The sequence below is a fragment of the Streptomyces sp. MZ04 genome, from assembly GCF_004684775.1.
Classification (GTDB): domain Bacteria; phylum Actinomycetota; class Actinomycetes; order Streptomycetales; family Streptomycetaceae; genus Streptomyces.
Genome location: NZ_SRIC01000194.1, coordinates 1 through 15,831, shown reverse-complemented (window position 1 = coordinate 15,831; position 15,831 = coordinate 1). Strand labels below are relative to the sequence as shown.

10 protein-coding genes are annotated in these 15,831 nt (G+C 72.9%); 6 read left to right on the top strand and 4 right to left on the bottom strand.

Annotated features, from left to right (window positions below; translation table 11 throughout):
- Positions 1-204: 204 nt before the first annotated feature.
- The 4 genes from E2651_RS30285 (at position 205) to E2651_RS30270 (ending at position 8,249) form a co-directional block, all read left to right on the top strand.
- Positions 205-909 carry a GntR family transcriptional regulator gene (locus tag E2651_RS30285; RefSeq protein ID WP_135334438.1) on the top strand — a complete coding sequence of 235 codons (705 nt, stop codon included), beginning with the start codon at positions 205-207 and terminating at the stop codon, positions 907-909.
- Between the two features lie 58 nt (positions 910-967).
- The gene (locus E2651_RS30280) at positions 968-2,494 is read left to right on the top strand and encodes a hypothetical protein (RefSeq protein WP_135334437.1); all 1,527 of its coding nucleotides are present in this window, start codon (positions 968-970) and stop codon (positions 2,492-2,494) included.
- A 157-nt stretch (positions 2,495-2,651) separates the two neighbouring features.
- On the top strand, positions 2,652-3,494 hold the full coding sequence (locus E2651_RS30275) for a hypothetical protein (RefSeq protein ID WP_135334440.1): 843 nt from the start codon (positions 2,652-2,654) through the stop codon (positions 3,492-3,494).
- A gap of 60 nt (positions 3,495-3,554) precedes the next feature.
- On the top strand, positions 3,555-8,249 hold the full coding sequence (locus E2651_RS30270) for a hypothetical protein (RefSeq protein ID WP_135334436.1): 4,695 nt from the start codon (positions 3,555-3,557) through the stop codon (positions 8,247-8,249).
- Here the strand turns inward: E2651_RS30270 and E2651_RS30265 are convergent.
- The 4 genes from E2651_RS30265 to E2651_RS30250 form a co-directional block, all read right to left on the bottom strand.
- Positions 8,246-9,364, bottom strand: coding sequence for an aromatic ring-hydroxylating dioxygenase subunit alpha (locus E2651_RS30265; protein WP_135334435.1), 1,119 nt, complete (start codon positions 9,362-9,364; stop codon positions 8,246-8,248). The genes E2651_RS30270 and E2651_RS30265 overlap by 4 nt on opposite strands.
- Positions 9,365-9,457: 93 nt before the next feature.
- Positions 9,458-11,911 carry an FAD-dependent oxidoreductase gene (locus tag E2651_RS30260; RefSeq protein ID WP_135334434.1) on the bottom strand — a complete coding sequence of 818 codons (2,454 nt, stop codon included), beginning with the start codon at positions 11,909-11,911 and terminating at the stop codon, positions 9,458-9,460.
- Positions 11,908-12,993, bottom strand: a complete 1,086-nt coding sequence (locus E2651_RS30255; RefSeq protein WP_135334433.1) for an S-(hydroxymethyl)mycothiol dehydrogenase — start codon at positions 12,991-12,993, stop codon at positions 11,908-11,910. The genes E2651_RS30260 and E2651_RS30255 overlap by 4 nt, the downstream gene beginning before the upstream one ends.
- A 226-nt stretch (positions 12,994-13,219) precedes the next feature.
- Positions 13,220-14,062, bottom strand: a complete 843-nt coding sequence (locus E2651_RS30250) for an IclR family transcriptional regulator (protein WP_245239333.1) — start codon at positions 14,060-14,062, stop codon at positions 13,220-13,222.
- A 204-nt stretch (positions 14,063-14,266) separates the two neighbouring features.
- On the opposite strand from E2651_RS30250, the gene E2651_RS30245 reads away from it, so the two are divergent.
- Together E2651_RS30245 and E2651_RS30240 are read left to right on the top strand one after the other, a co-directional pair.
- Positions 14,267-14,587 (top strand): bifunctional 3-phenylpropionate/cinnamic acid dioxygenase ferredoxin subunit, encoded by a 321-nt coding sequence (locus E2651_RS30245; RefSeq protein ID WP_135334432.1) that lies wholly within the window; start codon positions 14,267-14,269, stop codon positions 14,585-14,587.
- Entirely contained in the window at positions 14,584-15,759 is a 1,176-nt protein-coding gene (locus E2651_RS30240) for an FAD-dependent oxidoreductase (RefSeq protein ID WP_135334431.1), read from the top strand. The genes E2651_RS30245 and E2651_RS30240 overlap by 4 nt, the downstream gene beginning before the upstream one ends.
- The last annotated feature ends 72 nt before the right edge of the window (positions 15,760-15,831 follow it).

The window sequence follows — 15,831 nt, the reverse complement described above, 5'->3', positions numbered from 1 at the left end:
CATGAGCGTCTCGTGGGCTCGGAGATGTGTATAAGAGGCAGGGACGGAGGGTGCGGAGTGGGCCGAGCGGGAGCTTGGGTGAGCGTGCGGAGCGGGTGGGGACCGGGTGCCGGATCGATGCCGTGCCCGCCAAGGTAGAGGATCGTTGAACGATCCTTCAATACCCATGTTGTTTCGTTCTTGTATCTGCGATTGAATCCGGGCATGGCTGAGGCAATGGCTGGCGCGAGCGGACTGGCCGACGACCGGGCGCTCTTGGGGCGCACGAGCACGGCGGAGCGGGTCTCGGACATCCTGCGCAGCCGGATCGCGGAGGGCTACTTCCCGCCCGGGGTGCGGCTGTCGGAGGACAGCATCGGCGGCGCGCTCGGCGTCTCGCGGAACACGCTGCGCGAGGCCTTCCGGCTGCTCACGCACGAGCGGCTGCTGGTCCATCAGCTCAACCGCGGGGTATTTGTCCGAGTTCTCACCATTGAGGACGTAGAGGACATCTACCGCACCCGGCGTCTCGTGGAGTGCGCGGTCGTCCGCGGACTCGGTGCCCCGCCCTTCGCGCTCGACGGGCTCGCGGCCGCCGTCGCGGACGGCACCGAGGCGGCCCGTGAACGCGAGTGGAAGGGCGTCTCCACCGCCAACATCCACTTCCACCGCGAGCTGGTCGCGCTCGCCGGCAGCGCCCGCACCGACGAGGTCATGCGCAGCGTCTTCGCCGAACTGCGCCTGGCCTTCCACGTGGTGGACGATCCGCGACGCCTGCACGAGCCGTATCTCGTACGCAACCGGCAGATCCTCGAGACCCTCCGGGCCGGGGACGCCGCCGAGGCCGAACGGCTGCTCGCGGAGTACCTGGACGACTCGCGCAGCGGGCTCGTCGAGGCGTACGGACACCTCGTGACGGACGAGGCCTGAGCCGGTCGCTTCTGCGCCGTTTCGACCGTTGTCAGACCGAGGACCTAGTCTGTGCACCGTGACTTCGCCTGCCGTTACGGACACCGCTCCGCCCCAGCTCAGCGCGGGGCCGAGGCCCGCTCTGGGCCCGGCCGCCGACGAGGGCCTGGCGCGGCGGCTCCGCGCGCTCGCCTGCACGGCGCCGCTGCACGACCTGGACACGCGCAAGGCCAACCTGGCGGGCGAGTACACCGTGTACGCGATGGCGGAGGTGGCCCTCTCCGCCATCGACCTCGTCACGCTCAACATGGACTTCGACACCGGCGCCGACCATGAGCAGATAGTGGCCAGGCTGCTCCCGCGCGTCGCCGCGCAGGCCCCGCGCCGCCCGGTCGCCGAGCACGAGCGGGTGGCCCGCTGGGTCCTGGAGAACCTGATCAACGTCGGCAGCGTCGACCGCGGCTTCCGCGCCGTGTACGGCACCTTCGCGCCCGATGGCACGTATGTGCGCAGGGACTACGACTTCAAGCTGATCGAAGAGGTGCCCGGGTACGGCGGCAGCGTCTACCTCCGCACGACCGACGAAGCGGTCAACGTCCTGGTGGGCGCCCTCGACACCGACGTCACCAGCGCCCAGATCGCCGCCGAGGTGAAGCTCGAGGTCCTGATCAGCCGCGGCCGTCTCGCCGACGCCCAGCTCGCCGCCGAGCAGGCGCGCTACCGGACGGTGCAGTATTCGGAGACCCTGCGCAAGGCCCTCGACGCGACCCGGCGCAACGTGCGCGCTGTGGACTGGCTGCAGACCGTCCCCGACATGATCGCCGAGGCGCTCGACCACGTAGCCGACCGCTACCGCCACGAGAACGCGATCCTGACGAACATCCGCAAGGCCCGCGACGAGTCCGAGGATCCCGAGCAGAAACGCCGAGCCGCCGAGCTGGTCGACATCGTCAAGGACTGCATCCGCCGCCACACGCAGCTCCAGTCCCGGCTCCTGGACGCGGGGCCCCTGTTCCGTGCCGAGCAGGACCGCCAGGCCTTCGCCGCGCCCACCGCGCGCACCGGCCTCGACCTGTACGGCCAGCTCGTCGCGCCGCTCCTGCCGCTCCCGGTCGAGCAGGCGAGCCGCGTGACGAACGCGTTCTTCGCGCGCGGCACGGGACTGCGCACCCCCGTCTCCGTACGGGTCGGGGACCTGGTCGACATACTGCTCACGCCGCCGCAGGAGCGCGAGCACCTGGGCGTGGAGATGCCCGAGCCGGACCTCATCGCAACGCCGGACGACAGCCGCTTCAGCGAGGAGCAGCTCGCGAGCGCCATGGAGCTGCTCGACCTGCCCGCCGACGCGCCCCGCCGCCTCTCCGGACTGCTCGCCGACGCCCGCGGCCGCGACGCCGAACTGCCCTATCTGGTCGCCCTCCTGGCCGTCCACGCGGCGAGCCCGCCGGTCGGCACCGCCTACCGCCAGGGCGAGGAGAAGCTTCTGTTCGCCGTGGACGACGGCACGGAGCTCGACGACCCGGAGTTCGGCGGCGCGGACCTCATCGTGGGCACGGCCCTGCTCGACGCCGCGGGCATGGCCGCCGACCGGACGGAGGCCGCGTGAGCACTCCCGACACTCGCGCGAGGACTGCTGAGGCCTGCGTGAGCACTCCCGCCCCTCCCAGGACTTTCCCGTACGACCGCCGCAAGGAGCACAAGCCGTGACCGAGCACCCCGCAGAGCACGCCGCGTGGGGCGAGCCGGGTCCCCCGACGGCGGCTGTGGCGCCCGCCGCGCCCGCGGCCGTCACCCCGGCCGACGCCGCCGACGCCGCGCGCCTGGTCGCCTTCGGCCTGCAGCCCAAGCTGCAGCCCGCCCGCGACCAGGAGTACGCCGAGCTGCTTCGCCGGTACCGCGAGGACCCGCCCTTCGCACGGCTCGCCGACGCCGTCGCCACCGGGCTCGGACTCGTCGTCCTGGAGGTGTCCCCGCGCGCGGGCATGGCCGTGACGGCCGCCGAGGACTCCGTGTTCGCCGTCCGCATGGGCGACTACGCGCGCAGGACCGCCGCCGACTCCACCGACCGCTTCCTGCACGGCCTCGCCCATCTCGCCGTCGCCGCCATGGCGTTCCCGCGCCCCGAGGACCTCGCCGACGACGGATACATCGGCCGGGTCACGGTCAACGGCGTCGACGCCTTCGTACGCCAGGCCTGCCACCGCCTCGAGGAGCGCGCCGAGGAGCAGGGCGAGAACACCGACCCGGCGACCGACGCCCCCGGCCTCGAGGCCGCCTGGCGGATCTGGGCCCGGCGCAGCTCCACCGGCGCCACCAAGGACGCCCGGCGCCTCGCGGGTTCGACCACCGGCATCATCGGCAAGGCCGTCGCGTTCCTCACCGACTCCGGGTTCCTGCAGCGCACGGGCGACGACTCCGGCGGGACCTACCGCACCACCGCCCGCTATCAGCTCCAGGTCCGCGACATGGCGGGCAGCGCGGCCATGGCCGAGCTCCTGGAACTGGGCATCGTGCCCGTCACCGACGGCTCGGCGACCCTGCTTCCCCCCGACGACACCGACGACCTGGAACTGGCGGCCGACGCGGGCCTGCCCTTCCACTCCTGACGGCACCGCCGCCTTTGACCTCCTGCCGTTCCGCACGACTTACGACGAGAGTCCGCCGCCATGTACGAGCTGTCCCGGGTCCGCCTCTACTCCATCGGCCCCGCCGGTGCGCGCTACGCCGACACCGTGCTTGACCTGCGCGGCGTGGGCGCGGAGGTGCCCGACCCCGCACCCGCCCAGGCGGAGTTCTTCGAAGAGGAGCCGGTCGGCCCGCCGCGCCGACCCGCGCCCGCGGGCGTGCTCTTCCTGGAGAACGGCGGCGGCAAGTCCGTACTGCTCAAGCTGATCTTCTCGGTGATGCTGCCGGGCCACCGCAACACGCTCGGCGGCGCCAGCTCCGGAGTCCTGCGCAAGTTCCTCCTCGCCGACGACTGCGGACACGTCGCCCTGGAGTGGCAGCACACCCTGACCGGCGAGTGCGTCGTCGTCGGCAAGGTCAGCGAGTGGCGCGGGCGGCAGGTCTCCAACGACCCGCGCAAGTTCGCCGAGGCGTGGTACTCCTTCCGGCCCGGACCCGGCATGAGCCTGGACTCGCTGCCCGTCGCCGAGTCCACCGCCGTACGGCCGCCCGTGGAGGGCGCGTCGGGCGCCCAGGGGCGGCGGCGCACCATGAAGGGCTTCCGCGACGCGCTGACCGAGGCGGTCAAGGCGTACCCCCACCTCGAAGTGCACTGGGAGGAGATCCACGACCGCTGGAACGAACACCTCGGCGACCTGGGCCTCGACCCCGAACTCTTCCGCTACCAGCGGGAGATGAACGCCGACGAGGGCGAGGCGGCGGGCCTCTTCGCGGTCAAGAAGGACTCCGACTTCACCGACCTGCTCCTTCGCGCCGTCACGGACACCCGTGACACGGACGGCCTCGCCGACCTGGTCCACGGCTTCGGCAACAAGCTGGGGCGCCGCTCCGAGCTCATCGCCGAACGGGACTTCACCGCGGGCTCCGTCGATCTGCTCCGGCGGATCGTCGACGCCGCCGAAACCCGGGCACGCGCGCGTGACGTGCACGCGGGCGCCGAGCGGCGCACCCGGACGCTGGCCCGCAGGCTCTCCGCGCGGGCCGGTGCTGAGCGGGGCCGCGCCGCCGAGCTCGCCGAGCGCGTCACCGCCGCCGCGCACACCGTCACCGCGGCCGAGCAGGCCCGCGGCAGGTCCGCCCTGATCGCCGCCGAACTCGCCTTCCGGCACGCCTCGTTGGCGCTGACCGTCGCCGAGAAGGCCGCCGCCGCCCAGCGCCGCGAGCTGGCCGACGCGCGCCAGCTGCACTCCGCCTGGCAGGCCGCCGAGGCCGTCCTGCGCCACCGCGCGGCCGCCGACCGCTCCGCGCGCGTGGCCGCCGCGATCCTGGAGGCCGAGCGGGACGCCGCGCCCGCGCTCGCCGCCCGCGCCAAGGCGGCCGCCGATCTCGTACGGGTCCTGCACACCGCGGCCGAGGGCGCCGAGTCGCTCGCCAACGAGGAAGAGGAGCGCTCCGCGGCGCTCCAGGAGACCGGCGAGGCCGCCCACCGCGACGCCACCGCCGCCGCGACGGAGGCCCAGCGCGCCCGCAGCGAGGCCGGTCACCTGCGCCAGCGCCTGACCGAGGTCGAGCAGGAGACCGCCGAGGCCGTCCGCGCGGGCTGGCTCGACGACACCGCCCCGGACGCCGACCCGGCGCGCGCCGCGCTGGCCGCGAGCGACGCCGAGAAGACCGCGGTCACCGCCTGGGAGACCACCCGCGAGGCCGCGCTGCGCTCCGCCGAACACGCCAAGGAGGCGGGCGCCGCCGAGGCCCGCGCCGAACTCACCGCGGCCCGCGCGTCGGACGCCGCGGACGCCGCCGAGCATGCGTACGACGCCGAGCGCGGGGCCGCCGAGTCGATCGCCGCGGACGAGCGCCTCGCCGAGCTGCTCGGGCTGCCCGGGGCGGGCGCGGCCGGTTCATCGGGGTCCGTGCCGCAGCCCCGGCACGGCACGGTCGACCAGGAGGCGTCTGCCGACGGGGCCCCAGGTGCGCAAGACGCGCGCCCCGGCGCCCGTCAGGCCGAAGGCCCCCTCTCCGTAGCGGAGCTGGACCGCAGCGCCGACGACCTGCGCACCCTCCTCGAGGACGGCGTCGGCTCCGCCGAGCGGCAGCTCTTCGAGCTGCGGACCGCCGCCGCCGACGACTCCCGCATCCTGGGCGCCCTCGGTGACGGCGGGCTGCTGCCGCCGGGCCCCGACGTCCTGGCCACCGTCGAGTTCCTCGGCGAGCACGGCATCCCCGCGCTGCCCGGCTGGCGCTATCTGGCCCAGGCCGTCGACCCCGTCGACCACGCGCGCGTGCTCGCCGCCCGGCCCGAGCTGGTCGACGGTGTCGTCATCACCGACCCGGCCACCCACGCACGCGCCCGCGAAGCCCTCGACGGCGCCGCGCTGCTGCCCCGCTCCGCGGTCGCCGTGGGCACCGCCGCGGCCCTCCTCGCCCCGACGCCGGGTGACGAAGCAGGCTCCACAGCAAGCACAGCAGTCTTCCTCGTACCGCCGAACCCCGCCATGCACGACGAGCACGCCGCCGACGAGGAGCGGCAGACGCTGCGCGCGCGGGCCGCGCGGCGCGACGAGGAGATCAGGGCGCTCGCCGTCCGCCTCGCCAAGGACCGTGAGCTCGCCGCCCGGCTCGCCTCCTGGCGCACCGGCTGCCCGGCAGGCAGGCTCGACGAACTGGCCGCCGCCGCACGTGGCGCCCGTGCCTTCGCCGAGGAGGCCGAGGCCGAGCTCGCCGAGGCCCGGAGCATCCGCGCCGAGGCCGACGAGACGGCCGCCGAAGCGGCACGCGTGCGTGACGAGCGGCAGGAGGCCGCCCAGCGCGCCCGCCGCGCCGCCGACGCCCTTGCGGGGCTCGCCTTCCGGCTCCGCGAGCGCGCGGGCTGGCAGACCAAACTGCGTGAACTCGCCGACGACGCCATCGAGTCGGAGTCCCGCGCCCAGACCTGCCTGGACCGCGCCCGCGCCGCCGACGAGGACCGCCGCGCCGCCCAGCGCGCCGCCGACGACGCCCGCCGCACCGCGCGCGCCCTGCGCGCCGAGCGCGCCGAGATCGCGGGCGCCCCCGAGGACGTACCGGAAGGCACCGACGCCCCCAAGACCTCGCTGCCCGCCCTGCGCGAGGCCTACCGCGCCGCGTCCCAGCTCTACGAGAAGGTCGGCGTCGGCGCCGACCTGCGTGCCGAGCAGGCCCGCGCGGAGAGCGACGAGAGCGGCGCCCTCGCCGAACTCGACCGGCTCAGCAACAAGGTCCGCACCCGCGCCGCCCTCCTCCTCGAAGGAACGGACGGCTCCGACGGCCCGTCCCGGCAGGCGGCGGCCGCCCGCGCGGAAGCCCAGGTCCAGCTCATCGAGACCCGCGCGTCCACGGCGAGCGAGCAGCTCGGCAGGCTCCGCGGCGAGGCCGAGCGGCTCGCCCCCGAGGACGGCGACGCGCACACCGAGCTCCCCGAAGAGCACATCCCCGCCGACGCCGAGCAGGCGCAGACCCTGCTGCGCACCGCCACCACCGAACTGGCCGCCCACACCGAGGCGTTGAGCCAGGCCAAGGACGCGCACGCCGCCCTGCTGCACTCCCACCGCACCACCGAGGACGCCGCCGGGGGCTTCGACGAGACGGCCGCCCTCCTGCGCGACCTGCTGCGCGAACACCAGGAGGAAGAGGGGGCAGAGGAGCCCGATGCCTACCCCGGCTCCCTCGAAGAGGCCCGCCAGTCGGCGGCCGAGGCCCGCCGCTCCCTGCGCGGCTGCGCCGCCGACCTCTCCGCCGCCGAGGCGGCCGTCCGCGAGGCGAGCGACATCCTCGTACGCCATGCGAACTCGACCCGCTACGAGCAGGTACGCACCCCCGCCCGCCAGCAGATCCGCGAACTGCCCGCCTCCACGCTGCCGGAGCACGCCAAGAAGTGGGCCGACGCCTTCGCGCCCCGGCTGCGCGTCCTCACCGACGAGCTGGAGCAGCTGGAGCGCAACCGCGACAGCATCGTCGACCGGCTGCGCGGTCTTGTGGAGTCCTCGCTCGCCACGCTCCGTTCCGCGCAGCGCCTCTCCCAGCTGCCCGAGGGCCTGGGGGAGTGGTCGGGCCAGGAGTTCCTGCGGGTCCGCTTCGAGGAACCCGACCAGGCGACGCTGGCCGAGCGTCTCGGCGAGGTCATCGACGAGGCCACGCGGGCGGCCGTGAAGAAGAACTCCGATCTGCGGCGGGACGGAATGTCCCTGCTGCTTCGCGGAGTTCAGGCCGCTCTGGAGCCGCGCGGCATCGCCGTGGAGATCCTCAAGCCGGACGCCGTGCTCCGTGCCGAGCGGGTGCCCGTCGGGCAGATGGGCGACGTCTTCTCCGGCGGCCAGCTGCTCACCGCGGCCATCGCCCTGTACTGCACGATGGCCGCGCTGCGCAGCAACGACCGGGGCCGCGACAAGCACCGGCACGCCGGCACGCTGTTCCTCGACAACCCCATCGGCCGCGCCAACGCCACGTATCTCCTGGAGCTCCAGCGAGCCGTGTCGGACGCGCTCGGCGTGCAGCTGCTCTACACCACGGGCCTGTTCGACACGACCGCGCTCGCCGAGTTCCCGCTGGTCATCCGCCTGCGCAACGACGCGGACCTGCGTGCGGGCCTGAAGTACATCAGCGTCGAGGAGCACCTGCGGCCGGGCCTGCCGCAGCAGGACCCGGCCGAGGAGACGGTGCACGGGGAGATCACGGCGACGCGGATGTACAAGCGCCCCGCCGCCTCCCCGACCACCTAGCCGAGTCGCTCGGCCAGCCACGCATGGAAGATCCCGATGTGGTGTTCGGTCGGCACCAGCACCCCGCCCCCGCGATAGGCGCGTGACGCCATCGCGGGCTGGGTGCGCTCGCAGGCCTCGAAGTCCTGTTCGTTGACCCGGTGGAAGAGCTCGACGGACTTGCCGAGATCGACGCCGGACGCGACGACGTCGGGTGCGTACAGCCAGTCGCACTCGACGACTGTGCGGTCCTCGGAGAGGGGGAACATCCGGTGCAGGATCACATGGTCGGGGACGAGGTTGACGAAGACGGTCGGCTTGATGGTGATCGCGTAGTAGCGGCGGTCCTGGTCGTCGGCGACCGAGGGCAGCCGGCCGAAGCCCGCGCTGCCGTCGACGGTGAAGCCGCTGACCTCGTCGCCGAACGAGGCGCCGTGCCCCACGTAGTACTGGGCGGCGAATCCGTCGGCGAACTCCGGCAGGACCTCGGTCAGTTCGGGGTGGATGGTCGCGCAGTGATAGCACTCCATGAAGTTCTCGACGATCAGCTTCCAGTTGGCGCGCACGTCATAGGTGATGCGTTGACCGAGAGCGAGCCCTTCGGTGCCGTAGCGCTCGATGGACGCCGCGTCGCCGAGACGCTCCACCGCCGCCCCGACGACGCTCTCCTCGAAGGAGGGCGGTTCATCGGCCAGGCACACCCAGGCGTAACCGAGCCACTCCCGTAGGGCGACCTTGACCAGGCCGTACGCGGTGCGGTCGACGTCGGGCATCTTCACCAGGTTGGGCGCGGCGATCAGCTTGCCGTCCAGGTCGTACGTCCATGCGTGGTACGGGCATTGGAGATTGCGGCGCACCTCGCCCGACTCCTGGGTGCAGAGCCGCGCGCCGCGGTGCCGGCAGATGTTCAGGAAGGCCCGCAGCTCCCCGGAGCGGGACCGGGTGACCAGGACGCTCTCGCGGCCGATCTGGACGGTGCGGAAAGCGCCCGGCTTGTCGAGGTCGGCGGAGCGCACCGCGCAGAACCAGAGGGACTCGAAGACGCGCTCCTGCTCCTGCCGGAAGATCTCCGGATCCGTATAGAAGTGGCCCGGCAGCGTCGAGACGAGGCTGTCGGAGATGGGGGTCGTCGTCACGGTGGCGTACTCCTCACGCACGGTGGCGTAATCCTCAAAAGGGGCGCGGCGAACGGCGGTCAGCGGTGAACGGCGGTCAGCGGCGGATACGGGTCAGCGGCGGATGCGGGTCATCTTCGGGTCGAACAGCGGCTCCTCGGCGACGGTCGCGGGAACTTTCTCGCCGAAGTACTCGATGTGCGTGCCGGTGCCCGCCTCCAGCGGCGGCAGCCAGGCGTACGCGACGCAACGGCCCAGCGTGTAGCCGTACGAGGCGCTGGTGACATACCCGGCGGGGACCCCGTCGACGTACACGGGCTCTTTCCCGAGGACGACGGCGGCCGGGTCGTCGAGCAGCAGCGCGGTGAGCCTGCGCTCCGCGGGCCCCTTCGCCTCAAGCGCCGAACGCCCCACGAAATCGCCCTTGTTCATCCGGACGGCGAAGCCGACGCCCGCCTCGAACGGGTCGTGCTCGGTGGTCATGTCATGACCCCAGGCGCGGTAACCCTTCTCCAGGCGCAGGCTGTTGAACGCGGACCGCCCGGCGGCGATCACGCCGTGCCGCTGCCCCGCCTCCCAGAGCGTGTCCCACAGCCGGAGCCCGGTGTCCGCGCCGGTATAGAGCTCCCAGCCCAGCTCACCGACGTACGACAGGCGCATCGCCGTCACCGGGACATGCCCGATGTACGTCTCCTTGGCCTTGAAGTAGCCGAACCCCTCATGCGAGAAGTCGTCGCGGGTGAGCGGCTGGACGAGCTCACGGGCGAGCGGCCCCCACACGCCGATGCAGCAGGTGCCCGATGTGATGTCCCGCAAGTGGACATCGTCCGGGGCGTGGCGAAGCAGCCAGTCCAGGTCGGCGGGGGAGTTGGCGCCCACCTGGAAGCGGTCGGGCGCGAGGCGGGCCACGGTGAGGTCGGAGCGGATGCCGCCCGCCTCGTCCAGGAGGAGGGTGTACGTCACCGAACCGGGCTTCTTGGCCAGGTTGTTGGAGGTCATGCGCTGCAGGAAGTCGAGCGCGCCGGGGCCCGACACCTCCAGGCGACGCAGCGGAGTCATGTCGTAAAGGGCGACCTTCTCGCGCGTGGCCTTCGCTTCGGCGGCCGCGATCGGCGACCAGTGGCGGGCCGACCAGGCGTCGCGCTCGGGCACCTCGACGCCAGCGGCGAGCGGGGCGTTCGCCTCGTACCAGTGCGGACGCTCCCATCCGCCGCCCTCCAGGAAGACCGCACCGAGCCCCTGCTGGCGGGCGTAGAACGGACTGACGCGCAGCGGCCTCGGCTGCTCCATGGGCTGCAGCGGATGCAGGACGTCGTAGACCTCGACGAACTGCTGTGCGCCCCGGTCGGCGACGTACGCCGGGGAGCGCTGGGCGTCCTCGAAGCGTGTGAGATCACAGTCGTGTACGTCGATGGAGGGCCGTCCGTCGACCATCCACTCCGCGACGGCCTTCGCGACACCCGCGGAGTGCGTCACCCACACCGCCTCGGCCAGCCAGAAGCCGCGCAGCGCACGGGACTCGCCGAGCACCGGCATGCCGTCCGGTGTGAAGGAGAAGACGCCGTTGAAGCCCTCAGCGACCTCGGTGTCCCGCAGCGACGGCAGCAGCCGGCGGCAGTCCTCCCAGCTCGGCGCGAAGTCGTCCTCGGTGAAGGGGTACGAGGACGGCATCTCCTCGGCGTCGTCGTACGCCGGGACCGTGAACGCGTCGACGGGCAGCGGGCGGTGGGCATAGGAGCCGATGCCGATGCGGTCGGTGTGCTCGCGGAAGTACAGATCGCGGTCCTGGAAGCGCAGGATCGGCTTCGACGCCTCCGTGCGCGGGTCGTTGACGCCCGCGAGCTCGGGCAGCGGCTCCGTCTTCGCGTACTGGTGCGCGAGGGGCAGCAGCGGTATGTCGATCCCGGCCATCCGCCCGATCACCGGGCCCCAGAAACCGGCGGCCGACACCACATGGTCGGCGGGGAAGGTCCCCCGGTCGGTGACGACGGCGGTGACGCGGCCGCCCATGGGGCCGTCCTCCCGCTCGATGCCCGTCACGGTGTGCCGGTCGAGAAAACGAGCGCCACGCGCGCGTGCCCGCTCGATCTGCGCACGGCAGGCGAGCACGGCACGGGCGAGCCCGTCGTCGGGGGTGTGCAGGCCGCCGAGCACCCGGCTCTCGTCGATGAGCGGCCACAGCTCCTTGCACCGCGCGGGTCCGACCAGCTCGGCGCGGATCCCCCAGGAGGCGGCGTATCCGGCCTTGCGGTGCAGGTCGGCCCAGCGTTCGGGGGTGGTGGCGAGTTCGAGGCCGCCGACCGGGTTGAAGCAGGAGAGACCGTCCACCTCGAGAGACCCGAACTTCTGAGTCGTGTACGTCGCGAAGGCGGTCAGCGTCTTGGACGGCCCCGTCTGGAAGACGAGCCCGGGGGCGTGCGATGTCGAGCCGCCGGGGGCGGGCAGCGGCCCCTGCTCGAGGACGGTGACGTCGGTCCAGCCGCGGGCGGTCAGCTCGTCGGCCAGGGAGCAGCCGACGATGCCGGCGCCGATGACGACTACGCGGGGGGCTGTGTCCTGCGTGCTCACAGGACCACCACCGAACGCAGGACCTCACCGCGCCGCATCCTGCCGAACGCCTCCTCGACCTGGTCGAGCGCGATGGTCTCGGAGACGAATCCGCCCAGGTCGAGTCTGCGGCTGAGGTACTGGTCGATGAGGATCGGGAAGTCACGGCTCGGCAGGCAGTCGCCGTACCAGGAGGACTTGAGGGCGCCGCCGCGCGAGAACAGGTCGATCAGCGGCAGGTCGATCGTCATCTCCGGGTCGGGCACGCCGACCTGGACCAGCACACCCGCGTGATCGCGCATGTAGAAGGCCTGTTTGTACGTCTCCGGGCGGCCGACCGCGTCGATCGCGACGTCCACCCCGAAGCCGCCGGTCAGCTCGCGCACCGCGTCGACGGGGTCCGTGCCGCGGGAGTTGACCGTGTGCGTGGCGCCGAACCGGGTCGCCCCGTCGAGCTTGCCCTCGTCGATGTCGACGGCGATGACGCGGCGCGCCCCGGCGAGCGAGGCGCCGGTGATCGCGGCGTTGCCGACCCCGCCGCAGCCGATGACGGCCACGGTGTCTCCGCGGCCCACCCGGCCGGTGTTCACGGCGGCCCCGTACCCGGCCATCACCCCGCATCCGATGAGCCCGGCGGCCTCGGGGCGGGCCGCCGGGTCCACCTTCACCGCCTGCCCGGCGGCGACCAGGGTCTTCTCGGCGAAGGCGCCGATGCCGAGGGCGGGGCTCAGGGGGGTGCCGTCCAGGAGGGTCATGGGCTGGGCGGCGTTGCGTGAGTCGAAGCAGTACCAGGGGCGGCCGCGCAGACAGGAGCGGCAGGCTCCGCAGGGGGCGCGCCAGGCGATGACCACGTAGTCGCCGGGGCGGAGTTCGGTGACGTCGTCGCCGACCGCCTCGATGGTGCCGGCCGCCTCATGGCCGAGCAGGAACGGGAAGTCGTCGTTGATCGCGCCCTCCCGGTAGTGCAGATCCGTGTGGCAGACCCCGCAGGCCTGCACGGAGACGAGTACCTCTCCCGGTCCGGGATCTGGCACGACGATCGTCTGCACCTCGACGGGTGCGCCCTTCTTCACGGCGACGACGGCACGGACCTCGTGTGGCACGGCCAGACTCCTCTGCTGTTGCGCACTGCACGACGGGTTGCGCTATGAGAGACATAGTGGGAACGCCATCAAGAGGTCGTCAAGGGGTGGGAGTTAAGCCTTGGCAAATCGGCTGGGCACGGCGAAACACGATCGACACGCGACCGGGGCGGATGCGGAAACGCGACGAGGGCGGAACCAGGAATCCCCGGTTCCGCCCTCGCCCCCCGTGTCCAGTGCGGGTCCCTCAGAAGCCGTAGCCCATCCGCCGCGACAGCTCCACGGCGGCGGCGACCGTGCGCTTGGCGAGCTCGGTCAGCCGGTCGTCGGTCAGGCGGTACACCGGCCCCGACGCGCTGAGCGCCCCGATGACCTTGCCGTCGTGCGCGCGCACCGGGGCGGCGACGGCGGCCAGGCCCACCTCGAGCTCCTCCACGGCGATGGCGTACCCCTGCTCGACGACGGCCTCCAGCTCGCCGCGCAGCGCCACCGTGCCGGTGACCGTGTGCTCGGTCAGGCGCGGCAGCGTACGGGCGACAAGCCCCTCGCGCAGCGTCGTCGGCAGGTGGGCCAGCAGGATCTTGCCGCTGGACGTGGCGTGCAGCGGAGTGCGTCTGCCCAGCCAGTTCTGCGCGGTCACCGACGCCGGGCCGCGCGCCTGCATGATGTTGACCGCGGCGTCGTCGTCGAGGATCGCGATGTTGACCGTCTCGCCCAGCTCGTCGGCGAGTTCACGGCAGACCGGGCCGCCCTCCTGGGAGATGTCCAGACGCACTGCCGCCGCCCCCGCGAGGCGCAGTACGCCGGCCCCCAGGAAGTACTTCCCGCGGTCCTTCGCCTGGCCGACCAGGCCCCGGTTCTCCAGGACGCCGAGCAGCCGGAAGGCCGTCGACTTGTGCACCCCCAGCTCGTCGGCGATCTCGGTGACCCCGGCCTCGCCGAGCCGGGCGAGTATCTCCAGGACGCTCACGGCACGGTCCACGGACTGGACGGACCCGGGCGTCGCCTTGGGCTGCTTCTCGCGTGACTCCCCGGGCTCGTTCTCGCGCGGCTCCTCGTTCTGATCAGGCTGTTTCCGCGTGCGGGTCATATCTCAACTCTCACCACCTGGCGGCCTCTTGAAGCCGCTTCTGCGGGAAACCCTTGACGCGGTGGGCGTCCCGCCCGGATTCTGTTGCGCATAGCGCTCCCTCGTGCGCCATGTGAAACATCATGTTACCGAAGGGTCCTGTACCGAGAAGGTCCCAGGACCGGGCCAGCGAGATCTACGAGAGAGATCAAGAGAGGGGGGCCCATGATTCCCGTCTGCCGCCTTGAAGACCTCCCCGCGGGCGAATCCGTCCGTGTCGACACCACACCGCCCATCGCGGTGTTCAACGCCGAGGGCGAGATCTACGCCATCGACGACACCTGCAGCCACCAGGACGCCTCTCTCTCCGAGGGATGGCTCGAAGGCTGTCTGGTCGAATGCCCGCTGCACGCCGCCTCATTCGATCTCCGTACCGGGCAGCCGACCTGCCTGCCCGCACGCCGCGCCGTGCGCACCCACCGGGTGAGCGTCGACGACGGAACGATCCATGTCCACCTGGCAGCCGAGGAGGGGTCCGCCGCATGAGGACCGTCACCGTGGTGGGCGCCTCGCTCGCCGGGCTCTACGCGGCGCGTGAGCTGCGCGCCCAGGGATTCGACGGCCGGCTCGTGATCGTCGGTGACGAGCCGCATCAGCCGTACGACAGGCCGCCGCTGTCCAAGGACTTCCTCACCGGCAGGTCGGACGAGGCTCAACTGGCCCTCACCGACGGCGAGGAGACGGCCGAGCTCGCCGCCGAGTGGCTGCTCGGCACGCGCGCCCGCGGCCTCGACCCGCGCGGCCGCACGGTCCTTCTCGACGACGGCAGGACCGTCCCGAGCGACGGCGTGGTCATCGCCACCGGGGCGTCGGCCCGCCGCCTGCCGGGGCCCCAACCGGCGGGCGTGCACACGCTCCGCACCCTGGACGACGCCCGCGCCCTGCGCACGGCACTGGCCGCGGGCCCGCAGCGGGTGGTCGTGATCGGTGGCGGATTCATCGGCGCCGAGACCGCGTCCTCGTGCGTGGCGCTCGGGCATGACGTGACGGTCGTCGAGGCCGCGCCGCTGCCGCTGCTCCCGCAACTCGGTCCGGAGATGGCCGCGGTGTGCGCCGGGCTGCACGCGCGCGGCGGCGCGACGCTGGTGACCGGCACGGGCGTGGCGGCACTGCGCGGCGACACCGCCGTCCGCGCGGTGGAGCTGTCCGACGGCAGGCTGCTCCCCGCCGACGTGGTCGTCGTCGGCATCGGGGCCACCCCCAACACCGGCTGGCTCGCGGGCTCCACCCTCGCCCTGGACGACGGGGTCCTGTGCGACGACGGCTGCGTCACCGGGCTCCCGCACGTGGTCGCCGTGGGCGATGTGGCCCGCGTGGGCGCTGCGCGGGCGGAGCACTGGACGAGCGCCACCGAGCAACCCCGCGTCGCCGTACGCAACCTGCTGGCCGCGAGCACCGTCGAAACCGTCCGCCCGCTGCCGTACTTCTGGTCCGACCAGTACGGCTCCCGCATCCAGTTCGCGGGCCGGCGACGGCCGGACGACACCGTGCGCCTGCTCGAGGGCTCACCGGACGAGGGCGGCTTCCTCGCCGCGTACGAGCGGGAGGGCCGGACCACCGCGGTACTCGCCGTCGACCGACCGCGCCCGTTCATGCGGCTGCGTCGCGCGTTGGCGGCAGCCGCCGCGGAGACCACAGGGGTGCCTGCCGGCGTATGAGTCCTGCGGGGTGCGCGTGCGTCCCCGCGAGCGCTCTCCGGGGCGACTCGCGGGCGGCCCCGGCCCCAGCCC

Excerpts from the sequence above, each read along its gene's own strand:
- E2651_RS30285 (WP_135334438.1), top strand. The coding sequence starts at position 205 with ATGGCTGAGGCAATGGCTGGCGCGAGCGGACTGGCCGACGACCGGGCG.
- E2651_RS30270 (WP_135334436.1), top strand. The coding sequence starts at position 3,555 with ATGTACGAGCTGTCCCGGGTCCGCCTCTACTCCATCGGCCCCGCCGGT.
- E2651_RS30250 (WP_245239333.1), bottom strand. The coding sequence starts at position 14,062 with ATGACCCGCACGCGGAAACAGCCTGATCAGAACGAGGAGCCGCGCGAG.
- E2651_RS30245 (WP_135334432.1), top strand. The coding sequence starts at position 14,267 with ATGATTCCCGTCTGCCGCCTTGAAGACCTCCCCGCGGGCGAATCCGTC.
- E2651_RS30240 (WP_135334431.1), top strand. The coding sequence starts at position 14,584 with ATGAGGACCGTCACCGTGGTGGGCGCCTCGCTCGCCGGGCTCTACGCG.